The organism is Oscillospiraceae bacterium (assembly GCA_022483045.1).
Taxonomy (GTDB): domain Bacteria; phylum Bacillota; class Clostridia; order Oscillospirales; family Acutalibacteraceae; genus Caproicibacterium.
Map to the genome: position 1 here is coordinate 784,532 of JAKVOA010000001.1, position 16,670 is coordinate 801,201.

A 16,670-nucleotide genomic window follows, 5' to 3' on the forward strand; every position below is an offset into this window, starting at 1 on the left:
CCTTCCGCTTTTATGCGCGGGGTTTACCAGGCGGTGGTGCGCGCTACAGCATTGCCTGCGGCGCTGCTGCTGCATCTGCGGTACCGGGGCATTCATAATATTCCAAAGGACGGCCCATTTATTGTCTGCAGCAATCACCAGTGTGTCGCTGACCCTTATTTTATAGCGATTGCCTTTCGGCAGCATCTTTACTTTATGGCAAAAAGTGAATTGTTTACTGAGCATGGCCGTGCAGCGGCTGGCTTTTTGCGAGCCGCAGGTGCCTTTCCGGTGCATCGAGCGGCGGCCGACCGCCAAAGCCTGCACACAGCGCTGAAAATCTTACAGCACGGCGGCTGCCTCGGCATTTTTCCACAGGGAAAAGTTGTCTTTGAAAACGAGTCTTTCCGCCCCAAAGCTGGTGCGGCTTTGCTGGCGGCGCGGGCCGGGGTGCCGGTTGTCCCGGTTTCAATATGGTGCGCAGCACCGTGGAAATTCGGTAAAAAGACGACAGTACGAATTGGCCCGCCACTTGCGGCGGAGTGCTTTGCGGGGGCGGATCGCAGCCGCGGGCGCCTGCGGCAAAGCATAGCACTGCTTGCAGAAGCAATCAATCATCAGCTGGAAATGGGGCATTAGTCTTGAAAGTTACAGTGGCAAAATCGGCCGGTTTCTGTTTCGGCGTCAACCGCGCGGTCACCATGGTCGAGGACCTGCTGGCAAAGGGGAAAAAGGTTTGTACACTTGGCCCAATTATTCACAATCCGCAGACGCTTTCCAAGCTGGAAGCACGGGGCGCAGTTGTTGTGGAGCAGCCGGAAGAAGCCCCGCCCGGCAGCACGCTGGTGATTCGCAGCCACGGTGTGCCAAAGGCAATTCGCGAGCGGGTCGAAAAGTTGCCGGTCGAGTGCGCGGACGCAACCTGTCCCTTTGTCGAAAAGATTCATCGCATTGTTGCCCAAGAGGGGGAGAAAGGCCGTACCGTTTTGATTGCCGGTGACCCCAAACACCCTGAGGTAGAGGGGATTATAGGTGACTGCACAGGGCCTGCTTTTGTCTTTCGCTCGGCGGAAGAACTGAAAAAAAGACTGCCACAGCAGCAAATTGCTCAGAAAACTGCTGTATCAGTTGTGTCACAAACCACTTTTAGTGTTGCAGAATGGCGAAATTGTCTAGAAATTCTCAATAAGGTATATACAAACATCAAAATTTTTGATACAATATGTAATGCAACTGCGAGCCGCCAGAAAGAAGCAGAGGATCTTGCGCGTACCTGTGACGCCATGATTGTGCTTGGCGGCCGCCAAAGTTCCAACACGGCCAAGCTTTATGAGGTGTGTAAACAGTATGCACCCACTTTTTTTGCACAATGCGCGGCCGAAATCCCCCGCGATGCTTTTGCGGGGGTGCATCATGTAGGTATTACTGCCGGTGCCTCCACACCGGCAAGCATAATAAAGGAGGTACTAGTTACCATGGCAGAAATTAATGAGGGCGCCAACAGCCCGGAAACCGCAGAAGGCGGTGACAACTTTGCAGAGATGCTCGAGGAGTCTCTGAAAAGTTTAAATACAGATGAGAAGGTACATGGCGTTGTCGTCGGTGTTACCCCGACAGAGGTCCTTGTGGATGTCGGCCGGAAGCAGTCTGGCTTTGTCCCGCGTGCTGAACTTACCAATGACCCCAATGCAAAAATTGAGGACCTTGTTAAGGTCGGCGACGAAATGGATCTGCTGATTATGCGTACAAATGACCAGGAAGGCACCATCATGCTTTCCAAGCGCCGTTTGGATGCAGCAAAGGGCTGGGACGAAATTGTCGCAGCAGAAGAAAACCAGACCGTGCTTACCGGCACAGTGGTCGAGGTTGTCAAGGGCGGCGTCATTGCTGTTACCAAAAATGTGCGTATTTTTATTCCAGCATCTCAGGCAACCGCATCCCGCAGCGATCCGCTGGATGCCCTGCTGAAGAAGGAAGTAAAATTCCGTATTATCGAAGTAAACCGTAGCCGCCGTCGTGCGGTCGGTTCCATTCGTTCTGTCCTGCGCGACGAGCGTAAGAAGCAGGCTGAGAAGTTCTGGGAAACCGCCGAAGTCGGCAAAGAGTACGACGGCGTTGTCAAGTCCCTCACTTCCTATGGCGCGTTTGTTGATTTGGGCGGCATTGACGGCATGATCCATATCAGCGAGCTTTCCTGGACCCGCATCAAGCATCCCAGCGAAGTTGTTAACATCGGCGACAAAGTGCATGTTTACATCAAAAACCTTGACCACGAAAAGGGCAAGATTTCTCTTGGCTACAAGCGCCCTGAAGACAACCCGTGGGAAGTGCTCAAGCGCGATTACCCAGTGGGCACCGTTGTTGAGGCAACCATTGTCGGTATGACTACTTTCGGTGCATTTGCACGCATTATTCCCGGCATTGATGGCTTGATTCACATTTCTCAGATTGCCGATCACCGCATTGACAAGCCGCAGGATGTACTGCAGATGGGCCAGACCGTCAAAGCAGTCATTACAGATATCGACTTTGACCGTCACCGTGTCAGCCTCTCTATCCGCAAGCTGATCGAAAGCGGCGAGATGCCCGAGCAGGCCGAAGATTCTGCTGAATAATTTTTGAAACGCAAAGCGCGCAAAAAAGAGCTTCGGTTCCTTTTTGCGCGCTTTCTTTTTCATGTCAGGAACCTTTTTTGTTTTTCCCGCTTATACTGGAACAGAATTTTTACAGAAGCGGGGGATGCAGAATGCGCAGATGCTGCTGTGGCCGGCCGAAAGCGTGGGGACTGCTCGTCTTATTGGGAATTTTTGTGGCAGCGGTGCTTGCCTTTGATATTGCGGTGCGCCCGTACGCTTCCGCAGTCGTGGCCTGCGAGGCGAAAAATTACGCGGTGCAGGCGGTGCAGAGCGCTGTGCTCAAGCGCTTAAACCAGAAAGGCACTGCCAACAAGGGTGACTATGTTATCATTACACGCGGCAGCGACGGCAGTGTGCAGTCCATCAGCAGCAATGTAGAAAAACAGAATGCTCTGCAGGCTGAGTTAACTCAGGCAGTGCAGGCACTTGTCAGCAGCCAGCCGCAGCAGACGGTTGGTGTGCCGCTTGGAACATTGACCGGCAGCTCTTTTCTGCACGGCTGCGGACCGAGCATTCCGGTAAAGGTCACTCTCTGCAGTACGGTGCAGACGCACCTCATCAGTTCCTTTGACAGCACCGGCATCAATCAGACCCGTCACCGCCTTTCTCTGCGTGTAGAGGTTAATATGTACACCTACTTTGCGGGAAAAGACGCGAACCAGTGTGCGCAGGTCGATATCCCGGTCGCCGAAACTGTCATTGTCGGCGCAGTGCCCGGGGTGGTGCTGCAGCAGTCTGCAAAAAGCGGCTGAGTGCTTAGAATAGGATTCTATAAATACCGCAAACTAATTTCATCTTTACGGCGGATAAAGAATGTGAGGATATACATGCAGCAGGAAGAAGCGAAAAAGCGAATTGCGCAACTGCGGGAGCAGATTCGCTATCACAATCGCAAATACTATGTAGAAGATGCACCGGAAATTGACGACTATGCCTATGATATGCTTTACCGGGAACTGCAGAATTTGGAGGCGCAGTTTCCTGCACTGCGCACGCTGGATTCCCCAACGCAGCAGGTCGGCGGCGCGGCGCTGCCGCAGTTCAGCAAAGTGCGTCATGAAGTTGTCATGGAAAGTCTGCATGATTCTTTTTCGCATGAGGAACTGCGCGAATTTGACCGCCGTGTGCGCGAGGTGGCTTCTCCGGTAACGTATGTTGTCGAACCGAAGTTTGACGGTCTGTCGGTTTCCCTTGAGTACCGCGACGGCGTTTTTGTGCGCGGCTCTACCCGCGGTGATGGCACCGTAGGCGAAGATGTCACGGAAAATCTGCGTACGATTCGCACCATACCCAAAACGCTTGCCCGCCCGCTGCCGTACCTTGAGGTGCGCGGCGAGGTTTACATGTCGCACACAAGCTTTTTCAAACTTTGTGCGCAGCAGGAACTGGCGGGGGAGAAGCCCTTTAAAAATCCGCGAAACGCAGCGGCGGGTTCTTTGCGGCAAAAGGACAGCCGCATTACAGCGGCCCGTGTACTCGATATTTTTGTATTCAATGTGCAGCAGATCACCGGAAAGACGCTTTCTCAGCACGACGAAGCGCTGGCATATTTAAAGGAACTTGGTTTTACAGTTTCACCGTTCTTTAAAACTTGTGACACCATTGATGAGGCCGTTGCCGAAGTGGAGCGCATTGGTAGCCAGCGAGGCAGCTTTGATTACTCCATTGACGGCGCCGTGATTAAAGTCAATTCGTTTGCCCAGCGGCGGGAACTCGGCAGTACGGCCAAATTCCCGAAATGGGCAGAGGCTTTTAAATATCCGCCGGAAGAAAAGCAGACAAAACTGCTGAATATTGAAGTCAACGTTGGCCGCACCGGTGTGCTGACCCCCACCGGCGTTTTTGAGCCGGTCACTTTAGCGGGAACCACTGTCAGCCGCGCGACTTTGCATAATCAGGATTTCATTACTGAAAAGAATATTCGTATCGGGGATACAGTCACACTGCGCAAAGCGGGAGAGATTATTCCAGAGGTTGTCAGTGTCGTTTCCCATGCGGACAGCGCTGAACCTTACCTGCTGCCAAAAGTATGTCCCTCCTGCGGCGGCCCGGTTGTGCGGGAGCCCGGTGAGTCGGCGGTGCGCTGTACAAACGCGGCCTGTCCCGCACAGCTTTCCCGCCACCTCATTCACTTTGTCAGCCGGGATGCCATGGATATCGACAGCTGCGGACCGGCGGTTATTGAGCAGCTGATTGCAAAGGGCCTTGTGCATTCGCCGGCAGATCTATATGCGCTGACCATGGCGCAGCTTACCGGTATTGAGCGCATGGGTGAAAAGTCTGCTCAAAATCTCTTGGATGGTATTGCACACAGTAAACAAAATGATCTGTCGCGCCTTCTGTTTGCAATGGGTATTCCACATATCGGCCAGAAAGCGGCCAAGCTTTTGGCAGCACGCTTTGGCAGCATGACTGCACTCTTTCGTGCGGATGCCGCAGAGATTGCCGCAATCGATGGCTTTGGGGATATTATGGCAGAGAGCGTACAGGAGTTCTTTAATTTGGGTTCCACTGCAGAGCTGGTTGCCCGCCTGCGTGACGCCGGCGTCAATATGGAAAGCACGCTGCAGGTTTCGGACCACCGTTTTGCTGGCAGGACCTTTGTCCTCACCGGTACGCTGGCAGATATGACCCGCGCAGAGGCCACCGCATTGATTGAAAAATACGGCGGCAAAGTTTCTGGCAGTGTCAGCAAAAAAACCAGTTATCTGCTTGCCGGCGAAGAAGCTGGCAGCAAGCTGACAAAAGCCCAGAAGCTCGGTGTTCCGGTGCTGTCAGAGAAAGAATTTGCCGCAATGCTTTCAGAATAATTTGTATATGAATGATATAAGGAGATACTTTATGCTTACCAGTAAACAGCGCGCTTATCTGCGTGCCCTTGCCAATCCGCTGGAAACAATTTTAATGCTCGGCAAAGGCGGTCTTACGTCAGACATCGTTTATCAGGCCGACACCGCCCTGGAAAAGCGAGAGCTGATTAAAGGCCGCGTCCTACCGGAAACCTGCCCGGTTTCTGCGAAAGATGCTGCCGCAGCCCTGGCAGAAAAAACAAATGCAGAAGTTGTGCAGGTCATCGGTTCCCGATTCATTCTGTATCGGAAAAATACAAAAGAACCGAAAATTGCTCTTCCCAAAGCGGGCAAAAAGTAATACAATATATTTTGTGTAGCGGCTGAAAATCTGCTTTTCAGATAGGGGATGCGCAATGGACAAGCTGCTGGTATACGGCGGCACTTTTAACCCCATCCACAATGGGCATCTGCACCTGGTGTCGTCTTTTGAAAAAATAACAGGGGCCCAGCGAGTGGTGCTCATTCCCACGCGCGTTCCTCCACACAAGGCGGCTTCCGGTTTGGTCTCGGGGAAACACCGCCTGGAAATGTGCCGCCTTGCGGTGCAGCGGCACGGCTGGCAGGTCAGCGATATGGAAATCCGGCGGAAACCGCCTAGCTATACGGCTGACACACTGCAGCAGATTGCACAGGAAAACCCCGGTACAAAGCTGTATTTCCTGACCGGGGAGGATATGTTCCTCACGTTGTTTTCCTGGCACAATCCAATGCAGATTTTAAGCCTTGCCACCATCTGTGCTGCGCCGCGCAGCCTGACCGGGTTTGACCGCATGATGTGTTTTGCCGACCGGGTTCGCCGGGCCGGCGGACATGCACTGGTAAAAAATGTGCGTTACCTGCCGGTTTCCTCTACACAGGTGCGTGCGGCTGTACAGCAGGGAAAAGATGTGCATTCCCTGGTCCCAACAGCGGTCGCGTCCTATATTCAACAGAATTCTTTGTACAGGGAGCCGATGTAGAATTGGATACACAGGAAGCTAAGCGAATCATTCGTCCATTGCTGGGCGATTATCGTTTTAATCATTCCGTTTGTGTTAGTGAGGCGGCCAAAAAACTGGCCAAACAGTATGGCGCCAATGTAGAAAAGGCCGAAATGGCCGGTATGCTGCACGATATCATGAAAGATATTCCCTGTGAAAGGCAGCTGCAGCTAATGGCAGAGTACGGCATTGTGCTGACACCGCTTGAGCAGCATGCGCCAAAGCTGTGGCATGCAATGCTCGGTGCGGGCTATCTGCGCAATGCACTGGGTATTGATGACCAGGAGCTGCTGGACTCTGTGCGCTACCATACCACCGGTCGAGCCAATATGACGCTGATGGATAAAATTATTTTTACAGCAGATTTTATTTCGGCAGACCGTACTTACAGTAATGTGGAAAAGTTTCGCAAGCTGGCAAAAAAAGACCTGCCAAAAGTAATGGAGGCAGAGCTGGCCTATACCATTGAAAAGCTCGCGAAAGACGGCGTCCCTATTCACCCCGACACATTTGCTGCTTATAATGAAATTACACTGCAAAAACTTACTGAAAAGAAAGGCTGATAGCATGGATCCCAAAACGCTGGCCGAAGCGGCCGTCAAGATTTTAGACAAGAAAAAGGCACAGGAAATTAAGCTGATTGGAATAGAGGACATTTCGTCTTTGGCAAGCTATTTTCTTTTGGCGACCGGCACCAGCAGCACGCATGTCAAGGCGCTGGCAGATGAAGTGGAGTTTCAGCTGAAACAGCAGGGAATCCCTGCATCTCACGTAGAGGGCTACCGCAGCAATTCCTGGATCCTGCTGGATTACGGTACGGTTGTCATTCATATTTTCACCAAAGAAGCCCGCGCTTTTTATGACCTAGACCGCCTGTGGCAGGATGGTAAAGTTGAGGACATCTCTGGTCTGCTGACTGAGGAATAAGCGGCCCGGCTGGCAGCTTTTAAAAAATATAAATAGAGGGTAAGAACATGAAATACGACCATAAAGCAATTGAAAAAAAGTGGCAGAATGCCTGGGAAAAAGCCGGCGTCTTTCACGCGGAAAACAACAGCAAAAAGCCAAAGTACTTTGCGCTGATTGAGTTTCCGTATCCCTCGGGCCAGGGCCTGCATGTAGGACATCCGCGCCCGTACACCGCGCTCGACATCATTGCCCGCAAGCGCCGCCTGCAGGGCTATAATGTGCTGTACCCTATTGGGTGGGACGCCTTTGGCCTGCCTACCGAGAACTATGCTATCAAAAACCATGTCCATCCGGCGGTCGTAACCAAAAAGAACATTGCCCACTTTAAAGAACAGATTCAAAGCCTGGGCATTTCCTTTGATTGGAGCCGTGAAATCAACACAACAGATCCGTCGTACTACAAATGGACACAGTGGATTTTTTTGCAGCTATTTAAGCACGGCCTTGCCTATAAAAAAGAAATGAATGTCAACTGGTGCACAGGCTGCAAATGTGTGCTGGCAAATGAAGAAGTGGTCGAGGGCGTCTGCGAGCGTTGCGGCAGCCCAGTCATACACAAGGTAAAAAGCCAGTGGATGCTGAAAATTACCGATTATGCGCAAAAACTGATTGATGGTTTGGACACCGTCGATTATCCGCCGCGCGTCAAGGCACAGCAGAAAAACTGGATTGGCCGCAGCGAGGGCGCCGAGGTTGATTTTCAGACGACTGCCGGCGATACACTGACGGTGTACACTACTCGGCCGGATACCCTTTTCGGCGCAACGTACATGGTCATTTCACCGGAGCACCCCTACATTGAAAAGTGGAAAGACTGCCTGACTAACATGTCTGCTGTCCACAATTACCAGGCAAAGGCGGCCCGCAAGAGCGAATTTGAGCGTGCTGAGATTGCAAAGGAAAAGACTGGCGTTCAGCTAGAGGGCGTTGCCGCGGTTAATCCCGTCAACGGCAAAACAATTCCAATTTTTATCTCTGATTATGTCCTGATGACTTATGGCACCGGCGCTATCATGGCTGTACCAGCGCATGATACCCGCGACTGGGATTTTGCAAAGAAATTCAATTTGCCGATTATTGAGGTTGTCAAGGGCGGCGACGTGCAGAAAGAGGCATTTACCGACTGCGCAGCGGGCACCATGGTCAATTCCGGTTTTCTCAATGGTCTTTCGGTCGATGAGGCAAAGGATAAGATTAAGTCTTACATGGAAGAAAAGGGCTTTGGCCACCGCAAGGTAAATTACAAACTGCGCGACTGGGTCTTTGCCCGTCAGCGCTATTGGGGCGAGCCTATCCCGATCGTTCACTGCGACAAATGCGGCTATGTGCCGCTGCCAGAAGACCAGCTGCCGCTGCGCCTGCCTGCAGTGGAAAGCTATGAGCCAACCGATGATGGCGAGTCCCCGCTGTCAAAAATCACCGATTGGGTCAATACCACCTGCCCGAAGTGCGGCGGTCCGGCAAAGCGCGAAACCGACACCATGCCCCAGTGGGCTGGTTCTTCCTGGTATTACCTGCGCTACACTGACCCGCACAATGATAAAGAATTTGCCAGCAAAGAGGCCATGAACTATTGGCTGCCTGTAGATTGGTATAACGGCGGCATGGAGCACACGACTCTGCATTTGCTGTACAGCCGCTTTTGGCATAAATTCCTGTATGATATCGGCGAAGTCCCTACACCGGAGCCGTACGCAAAGCGCACCAGCCACGGCATGATCCTCGGCGAAAACGGCGAGAAGATGAGCAAATCCCGCGGCAATGTCGTCAACCCCGACGATGTTGTCAATGAGTACGGTGCTGATACCCTGCGTCTGTACGAAATGTTTATTGGCGACTTTGAAAAGTCCGCGCCGTGGAGCACTTCCAGCATGAAAGGTTGCCGTCGTTTTGTCGAGCGATATTTTGCCCTGCAGGATATCTTGGTGCCGGGCGATTCTATCCGCCCGAAGATGGAAATTCCTTTTAATAAGACAATTAAAAAAGTAAGCGAAGATATTGAAAATCTGAAGTTCAATACGGCAATCGCAGCCATGATGTCCCTGCTCAATGAGATTACGCAGAGCGGCGAGATTACACGCGAAGAAATGCGCATCTTTACGCTGCTGCTCAATCCGTTTGCACCGCATGTCACAGAGGAAGTCTGGGCAAATCTGCATTATAATGACAAAATGGCCTGCCAGCAGGAGTGGCCGTCTTATGATGAAAGCAAGTGTGCAGCAGATATGGTTGAAATTGTTGTGCAGGTCAACGGCAAAGTGCGTGCTCACCTGACCGTTGCCGCGGACATTTCTAAAGAAGACGCCCTTGCTGCAGCAAAAGCAGATAAAAAAGTCGCGTCTTTCCTTGATGGCAAAAAATTAGTAAAAGAAATCTATGTGCCCGGCAAGCTTGTCAATTTGGTTGCAAAGGGCTGATACCTTAAAAAATGGACCAATCGGTCTTTACGGGCCGAAAAGTCCATTCTTACTGTCAGAATTTTTTGCACGCAGGCACCAGATGTGCTATGATACAAATAAATAAAATTTGCCTTGCAGGCGCCGCTTTTAAAAAGCGGCTCAAAAGGGAATGAGGTCAAACTCCTCAGCAGCATACTCTACTGTAAAAGCTACGAAATACATTTGCCACTGAATGTTCTTTTATTCGGGAAGGCTGTAAAGTAGGTCAGAAGCTTTAAGCCAGGATATCTGCCTGTAAGCGCCAGTGAATCCAACGGTGTGGAAGGATTACGCGAAGTCCGGTTTCTGTTTCGATGGGCTTTTGTAGTAAAATTTTGCGCTGCTTTTAGCAGCGCTTTCTTTTTGTGCACCCAATTCGCCGACCAGGTGAAAAGGGTGCTATTTTTATAGAATCGAGAGAGAAAAATGGAGAAACAAAAAAAGCGCAGACTGTATAATGCGCTGATGGGCATTGCCATTGCGGTGGTGGCATTTTCCGGCATTATGATAGTTGGCAGTGTAAAGGGATGGTTTCAGCCCAATACAACAGCTGCTGCTGCCAGCAGCGCACAGACACCGGTTTGGAGCGTCAGCCAAAAAAGCGGCGGCGCAGATATTTCCCGTAGCGGTATCGATTATGCGCTGGATACAGGCACCCGTATTCGAGATGGCGATACCATTGAGGCACTTAGCGGCGGCAGCGTTACGCTGACCTGCGGCCAAAACAAAATTTACTGCGACCAAAACAGCAGCCTTTCTTTTGCAAAAGAAAGCAAAAATGTCCTTCTGCCAAAGCTCGCAAGCGGCGAAGCCTTCTACGAGGTTTCTTCCGATTTTCATGCACAGGCGGGCGGCAAGAGTCTATCAGCCACAAATGCCACTTTTTCGGTCAGCGCGCCAAGCGGCAGTCTCAGTTTATATGTTTACGGCGGGTCGGTACAGCTGGAGGGCAAAACTTACCCGGAAAAAACAGCAGTCAGCATTGTGCAGGACAAAGCCTATTCATCCGTGCTTTCCATTCGCTCCCTCAATGATTTCTGTACCAACAGCCTAGAAAAGGCAAACAGCGAAAAGCGGTCTACCTGTTTTTCCAATGCAGACTTAAAAGCTCAGACGGTCAGCCGGGAAAAGGAAAATGCCGCTGCTTTACAAAAAGCTCTGCAGCAGTCTTCTTCTGCAGGCGGGGAGGTTTCCCCGGGTGGAAAGACGGCTGCATCTGCTTCGTCTGGGAAAAGCGGGCAGAGCGGCACATCAAACGGACGGCAAAGCGCGGCACAGCAGAAGACGGGCGGTACTGTTTCTGCGGGCGGGCAGGCCGGGCAAACTCCCTCTTCTTCAGAAAATACTTGTACCATTGAAATTCGCTGTGATACCATTCTGCACAACAAAGGAGATTTAAAGTCCGGGAAAAGCGGCTATGTCCCTGCAGATGGTACGATTCTTTCGACCGTTCAGGTCAGCTTTCAAAAAGGCGAAACCGTGTTTGACGTGCTCAAACGTGTCACCGCAAAGGCGGGTATTCAGCTGGAGTATTCATGGACCCCCATGTACAACAGCTATTACATAGAGGGAATCCATCATCTGTACGAATTCGACTGCGGCAGTCAGTCCGGCTGGATGTATAAGGTCAACGGTTGGTTCCCAAATTACGGCTGCTCTGCTTATAAGCTCAAGTCCGGCGACAGTATTGTGTGGTGCTATACCTGCAAAGGCTTGGGTGCAGATGTAGGCGGCAGTGTTGGTTAAAGCGTAAAACGGAGGGAAAAAATGAAAAAGAAGAGTTTTGCCTGCAGAATATTAGCTTCCTTTCTGTCGGTGCTTTTGGTGCTGGGCGTTGTGCCTGTTTCGGCTTTTGCATTAGATAGCGGCACGTCTGCTTTGGGCCAAGTGCATGTTGTTGTAGAAAATACAACTTACACGAAAGACCAGGGGGCCCCGTGGGACGGCACACTGGTTGATACGGAAGTCAATCTGCAAAGTGATTCTACCATGATGTCCGAAATTGTCGCGGCCCTTACCAGTGAGGGCTGTACACAGGAGGGCGCAGAAAATAACTATATTTCTAAAATCAACGACTTAGGGGAATTCGATGGCGGCTTCATGAGCGGCTGGATGGGTACCCTGAATGATTGGTTTACAAATACCGGATTCGGCAATTATACTGTCGCCAACGGCAAGCTACAGGCCGGCGATGAAATCCGTGTCATGTATACCTGCAGTTACGGAGAAGACCTTGGCACTTCTTGGAATAACACCTATAAAACGCTGAAAGGCCTTTCGGCCAATACAGGAACATTTGACAAGGCCTTTTCGCCAGATACTAAGAATTATACGCTGACAGTGCCAGTCGGCACCCAGCAGATTAGGCTGACCCCAACTGCCACAAATAAATGGTATCAGGTCACGCTTTTTTCTGATGGCCAGGAATATCGCCGAACAAAGGCCATTCCTATAAAAGACGGAACAGTCATTATTTTAAAGTGCGGGGACGATACTTCTTCAGAAACGTATACAGTTACAGTAAAAGTGCCGGCGCCTCCGGTCAACCGGCCGCCGGTCTTATCGGGCAGCAGCTCACAAACAAAAGACCTTGCCTTTGGGGGCACTTATACACTGGACCTTTCCAATATTTTCACTGACCCCGACAAAGATACAATGACCTATACCGTTCAAATAAACGGCGCCGCCGCGCTGCCAGCAGCGAAAAAGTATTCTTATATTTCTTCTCAGGCAGGGAAGACTACATTAACTTTTCGTGCCAGTGATGGAAAGGTAGCCAGCAAGACAGCATATACCGTTACCCTGAATGTCGCTGAAAAAAGTAATTTTGATACCATTTACCAGAAGACAGGGGATTACCTTGCCAAAACGGTCACTGACCCGCGGAATGCTTCCGTTGGCGGGGAATGGGCAGTTATTTCTTTGAAGCGGGCCGATTATCCGGTCAGTGCTGATTTTTACGAAAAGTACAAAGCTGATTTATTGAAAAACCTGAATCGGACAAAGGGTGTTTTGTCAAAATACAAATACACCGAATATGACCGTGGCATTTTGGCACTGACTGCTCTTGGGGAAAATCCAGCTGATTTTAACGGCTACAATCTTTTGGCGCCTCTGGCAGATTACAACAAGGTCATTTTTCAGGGGATAAACGGCCCAATCTGGGCTCTGCTGGCGGTCAATTCTCTGCCGTACACTTACCCGCAGAAACTGCCGGCAAATGCAAAAAAACTGGCAACACCTGAAAATTTAATTACGTGTATTCTCAGTAAAGAATGTAAAGGCGGCGGCTGGGCTCTGTCTGGCTCTGCTGCAGACCCGGATATGACAGCGATGGCGCTGCAGGCTTTGGCACCTTACTATAACGGCACCCTAAAGGCTTCTCTTACAAAAGAAGAATTTGCAAATCTAAAGTCTGCCGTTGACCGTGCTGTAACAGCTCTCTCTCAACTGCAAAGGAACGACGGCGGCTTTGCAAGCTGGGGCACTATCAATTCAGAGTCTATTTCGCAGGTCATCATTGCACTTACCTCGCTCAAGATCGACCCGCTAAACGACACGCGCTTTATAAAAGGCGGTCACAGCCTGCTGGAGTGCCTGTGCACCTTTGCAGACAGCGAAACCGGCGGCTTTTACCATGCGTTTCCCACAGATTTAAGTCAAGAGCCTACCGTAAACGAAATGGCGACCGAGCAGGCTTATGAGGCGCTGGTGGCGTACCACCGCTTTTCCGCACAGCGCACATCGCTGTTCGATATGCGCGACACACAGTTCAGTGATAAAATCCAATCTTTTATGAAGAAAATTGACGGCTTCACAACCGTCAGTCTTAGTAACGCCGATATCATTTTGGCGGCACAGACTACTTACAACAGCTTTTCTGCAGAAGAAAAGTCACAGGTCACCAATTTACCTAAATTAACAGAAGCTGTAGAAAAGGCTGCGGCGGTTTTGAAAAACATTCAAGCGGCAAAAACCGCAGCAGATGCAATTCCTACGCTGGTTACGAGCAGCGGAATTGCGAAAGCAGAGCAGGCAAAGACTGCATTTGACGCGCTGAGCAAAGAAGAAAAGCAGTACTTTATGCTGAACTATCAGGAAGCGTACAACACGCTTACTACGGCGGAAATCCGTGTAGAAATGCTGCAAAAAGCGGCCGCTGCAGAGGCGGAAATCAACAGAATCGGAACCGTAACCAAACAGAGCGCAAAAAAGATTGCGGCTGCACGCGCCGCGTACAATCAGCTTGATGTTTGGGAGCGGGCTCTGGTTTCCAATTACCAGACGTTGCTCTCTGCAGAAAAGGCCCTGAAAACTTTGCAGGCAGCGGCCCAGACAAAGCCGCAGGTACAGCAGACAACGGTTTTTGACAGTACACCAGTGCGTGTGCAGACAGCTGCACTGCCACCGGCACAAACGACTGCTGTTAGCAAGAGCATTCAAAGTACAAAAGTGCTGCCAAGCGCAGCTGATCGCAGCCGCATCGCTTCCCAAAACCACACCAATGCAGCGTACGGCATGACAGTCAATGGCATTGCCTGGAATATTAAAGCGGTCGTACAGAAAGAAGCAGCGGCAAAGCTGCAGAAGCTGAGTGGCAGTTTCGGAAAAAACACCCCGCTTGCATTGTTCAGCGTCACTTACAAAAATACGCTTACAAATCAAACGGCTGAGCCAGCTGGCAGCGTGTCTTTCAGCATGGACTTGCCTGCTGATACTGCAAAATACAAAAAATTCACAGTAGCCCAGTACAGCAAAGACGGCAGCCTTTCCTATACAGACTGCAGTGTCAAAAACGGAAAACTTACGTTTCGTCTGTCGGGTGCTTCTCAGTTTGCCGTTTTGGGCTGTGCAGAGGAGTCCCTGCAAAAGCTTGACAATACCGCACCTAAAACCGCTGCCGTGGTCACGCAGACGGCAAAACAGCAGCCCGATTTCCTTTGGCTGTGGATTGTTTTGGCGGCAGCCGGCGCTGCTGTGGTCATTGTGCTGGTTGTAAAACGGCGCGTAGAAAAAGAATAAAAACCATGGTACGGCCTTTTGTACCCAAAGGGATAAAGGAAAGCGGATGCAGCCTTGTAAGCTGCATCCGCTTTTTGTATGTTTTTTGCTTTATGGTTTAATTTCGTGAATCAAGTTGACCATTTCAATCGCGCCGCAGGCGCAGTCATAGCCTTTGTTGCCGGCTTTTGAGCCGGCGCGCTCCAGTGCCTGCTCAATATTTTCGGTTGTCAGTACCCCAAACATTACCGGGACTCCACTTGCAAGCGATACTTGCGCGATTCCCTTTGACATTTCACTACACACGTAGTCGTAGTGGCTGGTGCTGCCGCGAATCACCGCACCCAGGCAGATGACTGCATCGTAGGTTCCGCTGTTTGCCATTTTAGAGGCGATCAGCGGAATTTCAAATGCACCGGGCACCCATGCAACATCAATGTTTTCCTCGTCAACATCGTGCCGCTTTAAACCATCCAGGGCACCGCCCAAAAGCTTGCTGGTGATAATTTCGTTAAAACGCGCGGCAACAATGCCAATCCGCATCTTTTTTGCGACAACTTTTCCCTCAAAAATACGCATGATAAGTTCTCCTTAAAATAATTTATATATAAAAATCAATAATTTAAAATATGGCCCATCTTTGCCTGCTTTGTCTGCAGGTAAAATAAGTCGTAGTGGTTTGCCGGAATCTGAATCGGCACCCGCTCTACAATTTTCATTCCGTAATCTTCCAACTGATACACTTTGTCCGGGTTGTTGGTCAAAAGGCGCAGTGTCTTTGCACCGAGGTCTTGCAAAATCTGTGCGCCAATATAGTATTCGCGCAGGTCGCCGGCAAAACCAAGCGCGTGGTTTGCCTCTACAGTATCCATGCCACGGTCCTGCAGTTCATACGCGCGCAGCTTGTTGATAAGACCGATTCCGCGGCCCTCCTGCCGCATATAGAGCAAAATGCCGCGGCCCTCGTGTTCTATCTGCTGCATGGCAGTTGCCAGCTGCTGCCCGCAGTCGCAGCGCGCTGAACCAAAAGCGTCACCTGTCAGGCACTCAGAGTGCACCCGGCACAAAAGATTTTTGCCGTCACCGATATTGCCTTTTACTAGGGCAACATGGTGTTCGCCATTGAGTTTGTTGACATAGCCGTAGGCAGTAAAGTTGCCGTATTTTGTGGGCAGCTTTGCTTTGGCGACGCACTCTACCAGTTTGTCGTGCCTTTTGCGGTATTCCTGCAAATCTTTTATGGTAATAAATTTCATATTCCATTTCTGTGCGAGCTCTTTGAGTTCGCCAGTGCGCATCATGGTGCCGTCCTGCCGCATGATTTCGCAGCACAGACCGCACTGTTTCAGTCCAGCTAGGCGGCAGAGGTCCACAGTTGCCTCGGTATGGCCGCCGCGCTCCAGCACACCATTTTTCTTTGCGCGAAGTGGAAACATGTGCCCAGGGCGGCGAAAGTCTTCAGGACGGGCACCTTCTGCAATAGATTTGCGGGCAGTCACGCCGCGCTCTTCGGCAGAGATGCCTGTGGTGGTGCTGATGTGGTCAATCGAAACGGTAAACGCGGTTTCGTGGTTGTCTGTACTGTTGCTCACCATCTGTGGCAAAAATAGTTTGTCGCACAGCTCGCCGCTCATCGGCATACAAATAAGGCCGCGTGCATTTTTGGCCATAAAGTTTACGTTTTCAGTTGTGGCAAACTGTGCAGCACAGATAAGGTCGCCCTCATTTTCACGCTGCGGGTCGTCCGTTACCAGGATTAACTTGCCTTTTTTCAGGTCTTCCAGTGCTTCTTCTACAGTATTAAATGCAAACATC

At 50.8% G+C, this 16,670-nt stretch carries 13 protein-coding genes and 1 riboswitch; of the genes, 11 read left to right on the forward strand and 2 right to left on the reverse strand.

The window, feature by feature from the left end; genetic code table 11:
• Nucleotides 1-12: 12 nt before the first annotated feature.
• The 11 genes from LKE53_03780 (at nt 13) to LKE53_03830 (ending at nt 14,876) form a co-directional block, all read left to right on the forward strand.
• Nucleotides 13-618, forward strand: a complete 606-nt coding sequence (locus LKE53_03780) for a 1-acyl-sn-glycerol-3-phosphate acyltransferase (GenBank protein ID MCH3971880.1) — start codon at nt 13-15, stop codon at nt 616-618.
• A gap of 2 nt (nt 619-620) precedes the next feature.
• Entirely contained in the window at nt 621-2,594 is a 1,974-nt protein-coding gene (locus tag LKE53_03785) for a bifunctional 4-hydroxy-3-methylbut-2-enyl diphosphate reductase/30S ribosomal protein S1 (protein ID MCH3971881.1), read from the forward strand.
• Between the two features lie 131 nt (nt 2,595-2,725).
• Nucleotides 2,726-3,367 carry a sporulation protein YunB gene (gene yunB / locus LKE53_03790; protein MCH3971882.1) on the forward strand — a complete coding sequence of 214 codons (642 nt, stop codon included), beginning with the start codon at nt 2,726-2,728 and terminating at the stop codon, nt 3,365-3,367.
• A 75-nt stretch (nt 3,368-3,442) separates the two neighbouring features.
• Nucleotides 3,443-5,425 (forward strand): NAD-dependent DNA ligase LigA, encoded by a 1,983-nt coding sequence (gene ligA, locus LKE53_03795; protein ID MCH3971883.1) that lies wholly within the window; start codon nt 3,443-3,445, stop codon nt 5,423-5,425.
• 31 nt (nt 5,426-5,456) lie between these two features.
• Entirely contained in the window at nt 5,457-5,765 is a 309-nt protein-coding gene (locus LKE53_03800; protein MCH3971884.1) for a YhbY family RNA-binding protein, read from the forward strand.
• Between the two features lie 55 nt (nt 5,766-5,820).
• Nucleotides 5,821-6,426: a nicotinate (nicotinamide) nucleotide adenylyltransferase gene (gene nadD, locus LKE53_03805; GenBank protein MCH3971885.1), complete on the forward strand. Its 606-nt coding sequence runs from the start codon at nt 5,821-5,823 to the stop codon at nt 6,424-6,426.
• Between the two features lie 2 nt (nt 6,427-6,428).
• Complete coding sequence (gene yqeK, locus LKE53_03810; GenBank protein ID MCH3971886.1) at nt 6,429-7,010, forward strand: bis(5'-nucleosyl)-tetraphosphatase (symmetrical) YqeK; 582 nt, start codon at nt 6,429-6,431, stop codon at nt 7,008-7,010.
• A gap of 4 nt (nt 7,011-7,014) precedes the next feature.
• Nucleotides 7,015-7,374, forward strand: coding sequence for a ribosome silencing factor (gene rsfS, locus LKE53_03815; protein ID MCH3971887.1), 360 nt, complete (start codon nt 7,015-7,017; stop codon nt 7,372-7,374).
• A 47-nt stretch (nt 7,375-7,421) separates the two neighbouring features.
• Complete coding sequence (gene leuS, locus LKE53_03820) at nt 7,422-9,833, forward strand: leucine--tRNA ligase (protein ID MCH3971888.1); 2,412 nt, start codon at nt 7,422-7,424, stop codon at nt 9,831-9,833.
• Nucleotides 9,834-9,934: 101 nt separating this feature from the next.
• A riboswitch (cobalamin riboswitch) is annotated at nt 9,935-10,126 on the forward strand.
• A 154-nt stretch (nt 10,127-10,280) separates the two neighbouring features.
• Nucleotides 10,281-11,600, forward strand: coding sequence for a DUF4430 domain-containing protein (locus LKE53_03825; GenBank protein ID MCH3971889.1), 1,320 nt, complete (start codon nt 10,281-10,283; stop codon nt 11,598-11,600).
• 21 nt (nt 11,601-11,621) lie between these two features.
• A complete protein-coding gene (locus LKE53_03830) occupies nt 11,622-14,876 on the forward strand; it encodes a cadherin-like beta sandwich domain-containing protein (protein ID MCH3971890.1) in 3,255 nt (1,084 codons plus the stop codon).
• Nucleotides 14,877-14,966: 90 nt separating this feature from the next.
• Here LKE53_03830 and ribE read toward each other — a convergent pair whose 3' ends face one another.
• Together ribE and LKE53_03840 are read right to left on the reverse strand one after the other, a co-directional pair.
• A complete protein-coding gene (ribE, locus tag LKE53_03835; protein ID MCH3971891.1) occupies nt 14,967-15,434 on the reverse strand; it encodes a 6,7-dimethyl-8-ribityllumazine synthase in 468 nt (155 codons plus the stop codon).
• 35 nt (nt 15,435-15,469) lie between these two features.
• Nucleotides 15,470-16,669 carry a bifunctional 3,4-dihydroxy-2-butanone-4-phosphate synthase/GTP cyclohydrolase II gene (locus LKE53_03840; protein ID MCH3971892.1) on the reverse strand — a complete coding sequence of 400 codons (1,200 nt, stop codon included), beginning with the start codon at nt 16,667-16,669 and terminating at the stop codon, nt 15,470-15,472.
• Nucleotide 16,670: the final 1 nt, after the last annotated feature.

Bases quoted from the DNA above. Each gene is read 5' to 3' on its own strand.
- yunB (MCH3971882.1), top strand. From the start codon at position 2,726: ATGCGCAGATGCTGCTGTGGCCGGCCGAAAGCGTGGGGACTGCTCGTC.
- LKE53_03780 (MCH3971880.1), top strand. From the start codon at position 13: ATGCGCGGGGTTTACCAGGCGGTGGTGCGCGCTACAGCATTGCCTGCG.
- LKE53_03800 (MCH3971884.1), top strand. From the start codon at position 5,457: ATGCTTACCAGTAAACAGCGCGCTTATCTGCGTGCCCTTGCCAATCCG.
- leuS (MCH3971888.1), top strand. From the start codon at position 7,422: ATGAAATACGACCATAAAGCAATTGAAAAAAAGTGGCAGAATGCCTGG.
- rsfS (MCH3971887.1), top strand. From the start codon at position 7,015: ATGGATCCCAAAACGCTGGCCGAAGCGGCCGTCAAGATTTTAGACAAG.
- ribE (MCH3971891.1), bottom strand. From the start codon at position 15,434: ATGCGTATTTTTGAGGGAAAAGTTGTCGCAAAAAAGATGCGGATTGGC.
- LKE53_03830 (MCH3971890.1), top strand. From the start codon at position 11,622: ATGAAAAAGAAGAGTTTTGCCTGCAGAATATTAGCTTCCTTTCTGTCG.
- LKE53_03840 (MCH3971892.1), bottom strand. From the start codon at position 16,669: ATGTTTGCATTTAATACTGTAGAAGAAGCACTGGAAGACCTGAAAAAA.
- nadD (MCH3971885.1), top strand. From the start codon at position 5,821: ATGGACAAGCTGCTGGTATACGGCGGCACTTTTAACCCCATCCACAAT.
- LKE53_03825 (MCH3971889.1), top strand. From the start codon at position 10,281: ATGGAGAAACAAAAAAAGCGCAGACTGTATAATGCGCTGATGGGCATT.
- ligA (MCH3971883.1), top strand. From the start codon at position 3,443: ATGCAGCAGGAAGAAGCGAAAAAGCGAATTGCGCAACTGCGGGAGCAG.